The sequence below is a fragment of the Streptococcus pseudopneumoniae genome (assembly GCF_001074975.1).
GTDB lineage: Bacteria > Bacillota > Bacilli > Lactobacillales > Streptococcaceae > Streptococcus > Streptococcus pseudopneumoniae_D.
In genome coordinates this window covers 1-3,968 of sequence record NZ_JUUO01000026.1, presented here as the reverse complement: position 1 = coordinate 3,968, position 3,968 = coordinate 1, and the positions used below count along the sequence as shown (strand labels likewise).

The following is a 3,968-nucleotide window of genomic DNA, read 5'->3' as shown; positions in this document are numbered from 1 at the left end:
TCGTCGTCTGAGACTAACTTCCAGTTTTGGGAGAGAGGTGGAAGTTACTTTGAGAAGTTACGAAAGAAGCAAGAGTACCTCTAGCATGATTGAAAAGCGCATTCATTACTTGAAAAAAGTCGCTCATTTATGTTATAATAGACTGTATTTAAAAAATTTTAAGGAGAAATGACAGAATGTCTGTATCATTTGAAAACAAAGAAACAAACCGTGGTGTCTTGACTTTCACTATCTCTCAAGACCAAATCAAACCAGAATTGGACCGTGTCTTCAACTCAGTGAAGAAATCTCTTAATGTTCCAGGTTTCCGTAAAGGTCACCTTCCACGTCCTATCTTCGACAAAAAATTTGGTGAAGAATCACTTTACCAAGACGTTATGAACGCTCTTTTGCCAAACGCTTATGAAGCAGCTGTAAAAGAAGCGGGCCTTGAAGTTGTTGCTCAACCAAAAATTGATGTAACTTCAATGGAAAAAGGTCAAGACTGGGTTATCACTGCTGAAGTTGTTACAAAACCTGAAGTAAAATTGGGTGACTACAAAAACCTTGAAGTATCAGTAGATGTAGAAAAAGAAGTAACTGACGCTGACGTTGAAGAGCGTATCGAACGCGAACGCAACAACTTGGCTGAATTGGTTATCAAGGAAGCTGCTGCTGAAAATGGCGACACTGTTGTTATCGACTTCGTTGGTTCTATCGACGGTGTTGAATTTGATGGCGGAAAAGGTGAAAACTTCTCACTTGGACTTGGTTCAGGTCAATTCATCCCTGGTTTCGAAGATCAATTGGTAGGTCATTCAGCTGGTGAAACTGTTGATGTTATCGTAACATTCCCAGAAGACTACCAAGCAGAAGACCTTGCAGGTAAAGAAGCTAAATTTGTAACAACTATCCACGAAGTAAAAGCTAAAGAAGTTCCAGCTCTTGACGATGAGCTTGCAAAAGACATCGATGAAGAAGTTGAAACACTTGCTGAATTGAAAGAAAAATACCGCAAGGAATTGGCTGAAGCTAAAGCAGAAGCTTACAAAGATGCAGTAGAAGGTGCAGCAATCGATAAAGCTGTAGAAAACGCTGAAATCGTAGAACTTCCAGAAGAAATGATTCACGAAGAAGTTCACCGTTCAGTAAACGAATTCCTTGGAAACTTGCAACGTCAAGGTATCAACCCTGACATGTACTTCCAAATCACTGGAACTACTCAAGAAGACCTTCACAATCAATACCAAGCAGAAGCTGAGTCACGTACTAAGACTAACCTTGTTATCGAAGCAGTTGCCAAAGCTGAAGGATTTGATGCTTCAGAAGAAGAAATCAAAAAAGAAGTTGAGCAATTGGCAGCAGACTACAACATGGAAGTTGCTCAAGTACAAAGCTTGCTTTCAGCTGATATGTTGAAACACGATATCACAATCAAAAAAGCTGTTGAATTGATTACAAGCACAGCAACAGTTAAATAATCTTAATAAGATAAAAGCCCACCTGAATTGGTGGGTTTTCTTGTGCACTATTTTCCAAAAATCTCTTTGAGGTCTGCATCTGTAATCCCAATCATGGCCGGGATGCTGTCCCAGTTTTCTTCGGTTAGGATGTAGGATTCTTCAGAGGCGCTTGATGTGACTGTTTCAGAGGCAGTTTGTTGCTTTTCTTCAACATTCTCCAATAAATCACTGAAGCGTTCAATCAGATAGGTTTTTCGGGCGGTTCCGATATGTTGGGTAGCATAATCAAAGGCCTGTAATTCGCCTAGTAAGATAAGTTTACTTTTGGCGCGTGTAATGGCTGTATAGATGAGATTGCGCTCCAGCATACGCCTGCTAGCACTGGTAATGGGCAGGATGACAACAGGGAACTCACTTCCCTGGGACTTATGGATGCTCATGGCATAGGCTAGGCGAATCTTGTACCATTCGTTACGTGGGTAAGAGACTTCATTGCCATCAAAATCAATGACAATTTCGTCTTGTTTTGACTCAGTGTATTTACCAGGAATCAGGTCTGTGATAGCTCCTAAATCTCCATTAAAGACATTGATTTCAGCATCGTTGACCAAATGAATGACCTTGTCTCCCTTGCGATAGTGGCACTGGGGAGCTTCAAAACTGAGTTGGTCTTTTTGTGGTGGATTGAGAAGATCTTGCATGAGCTGGTTGATGGCATCAATCCCTGCAGTCCCTCGGTACATGGGAGCCAAAACTTGGATATCACGGGCAGGAATACCACTCCTGAGGGCAGCGCCTAAGATTTTCTCAATCGTAGCAGGAATATGGCCACTAGCAATTTCAAAGTAGGAACGGTCTGCTTTTTTCTGGGTGAAATCGGCTGGTAAGATGCCCTGTCGAATCTGACTAGCTAGGGTGACGATGGTTGATTCTTCGCTTTGTCGGTAAATTTTTTCCAAGCGAGTCTGAGGAATCAAGGGAATATGAAGCAGATCCGCTAGAACTTGTCCAGGGCTGACAGACGGGAGCTGGTCGCTGTCACCCACGATGAGAATCTTACTGTTAGAAGAGATGTTGGAGAAGAGTTGATTGGCCAGCCAGGTATCAACCATGGAAAATTCATCTACGATGATAAAGTCAGCATCCAGATAATCTTCCAGATGACTGGTATCATCGTCACCTGTCATTCCCAAGTGACGGTGTATGGTCGCGCTAGGCAAGCCTGTCAATTCATTCATGCGCCGAGCGGCTCGTCCAGTTGGAGCAGCAAGAAGAATGGGCAGATTGCTTTTTTTCCTGAGGTCAAGTCCTTCTAAAAGGGCATAAACAGCGATAATACCATTGATAACCGTTGTCTTACCAGTACCAGGCCCACCTGTCAGGATAAAGACCTTATTCTGGATCGCATCACAGATAGCTTGTTTTTGAATGCTATCATACTCAATCCCCAGATCTTCCTCGACAGTAGTGATATGTTTTTGAATGGTTTCTAAATCATGACTCTTTTGTTTTCCTTTTTCAAGGATACGAACCAAGTGACTACGGATGCCTTCCTCAGCGAAAAAGAGGCTATTGTCAAAAATCTTGGTATCAATCTGCTGAACCTTGTCTTCTTCAATCAGGTAGGAGAGTTCTTGGGCTACTTGGCTGGGATCCAGTTCCACGGGGCGGGAAGACTCAAGGAGAGTAAGGGTTTGTTCCAGCAAATCCCGTGCTTCAACATAGGTGTCCCCTGTCTCCATACAGGCCTGAAAAAGACTGTGAACTAGACCGGCACGGAAGCGCTCAGGAGCCTGACTTTCGATGCCTAGTTCCTCTGCTAATTGGTCAGCAATAGTAAAGCCCAAACCCTTGATATCCTCAACCAATTGGTAGGGATAATTTTCGACCACATCAAGGGTTTCTTCCTTGTAAAAGTCTTGAATCTGAAAGGCTAGTTTATTGGGAATGCCGTAGTTGGCTAGTTTGGCCAAGACCATCTCCGTTCCGTAGTTGAGGCGGAGAGTGGAGACGAAAGCCTCGCGATTTTTGGCAGAGAGTCCTGCGATGCCTTCTAGCTTTTCTGGGTGTTGCAGAATCTCGTCAATGGTGTTGTCACCATAGGTATCCACAATTTTCTGAGCTGTCTTGAGACCAATCCCCTTGAAATGATTACTAGAAAAGTATTTAACCAGCCCCTTGCTAGTTGGTTTTGCGCGTTCATACCGGCTGATTTGCAGTTGTTCTCCATACTTGGAGTGCTGGACAATTTGTCCCCAAAAAGTATAGTCTTCTCCCTCAATCACGTCAGCCATGGTACCGGTGACAATAATTTCAAAATCATCAAAGTCCTCTGCGTCCGTATCGTCGATTTCTAGGAGGAGGATACGATAAAAATTGCTGGGATTTTCAAAAATAATCCGTTCAATGGTTCCTGAAAAATAAACTTCCATAAGATTCCTTTGCATAAATAGGTGAGAGTTAATACTCTTCGAAAATCAAATTCAAACCACGTCAGCTTCGCCTTGCCGTACTCAAGTACAGCCT

At 43.0% G+C, this 3,968-nt stretch carries 2 protein-coding genes; one reads left to right on the top strand and one right to left on the bottom strand.

Features of this window, described 5'->3' with window-relative positions; genetic code table 11:
* The first annotated feature begins 176 nt into the window (after nt 1-176).
* Entirely contained in the window at nt 177-1,460 is a 1,284-nt protein-coding gene (gene tig / locus ADI86_RS01140) for a trigger factor (RefSeq protein ID WP_049531433.1), read from the top strand.
* Nucleotides 1,461-1,507: 47 nt separating this feature from the next.
* Here the strand turns inward: tig and ADI86_RS01135 are convergent, their stop codons facing one another.
* Nucleotides 1,508-3,874, bottom strand: coding sequence for an ATP-dependent RecD-like DNA helicase (locus ADI86_RS01135; RefSeq protein WP_049531432.1), 2,367 nt, complete (start codon nt 3,872-3,874; stop codon nt 1,508-1,510).
* Between the last annotated feature and the right edge of the window lie 94 nt (nt 3,875-3,968).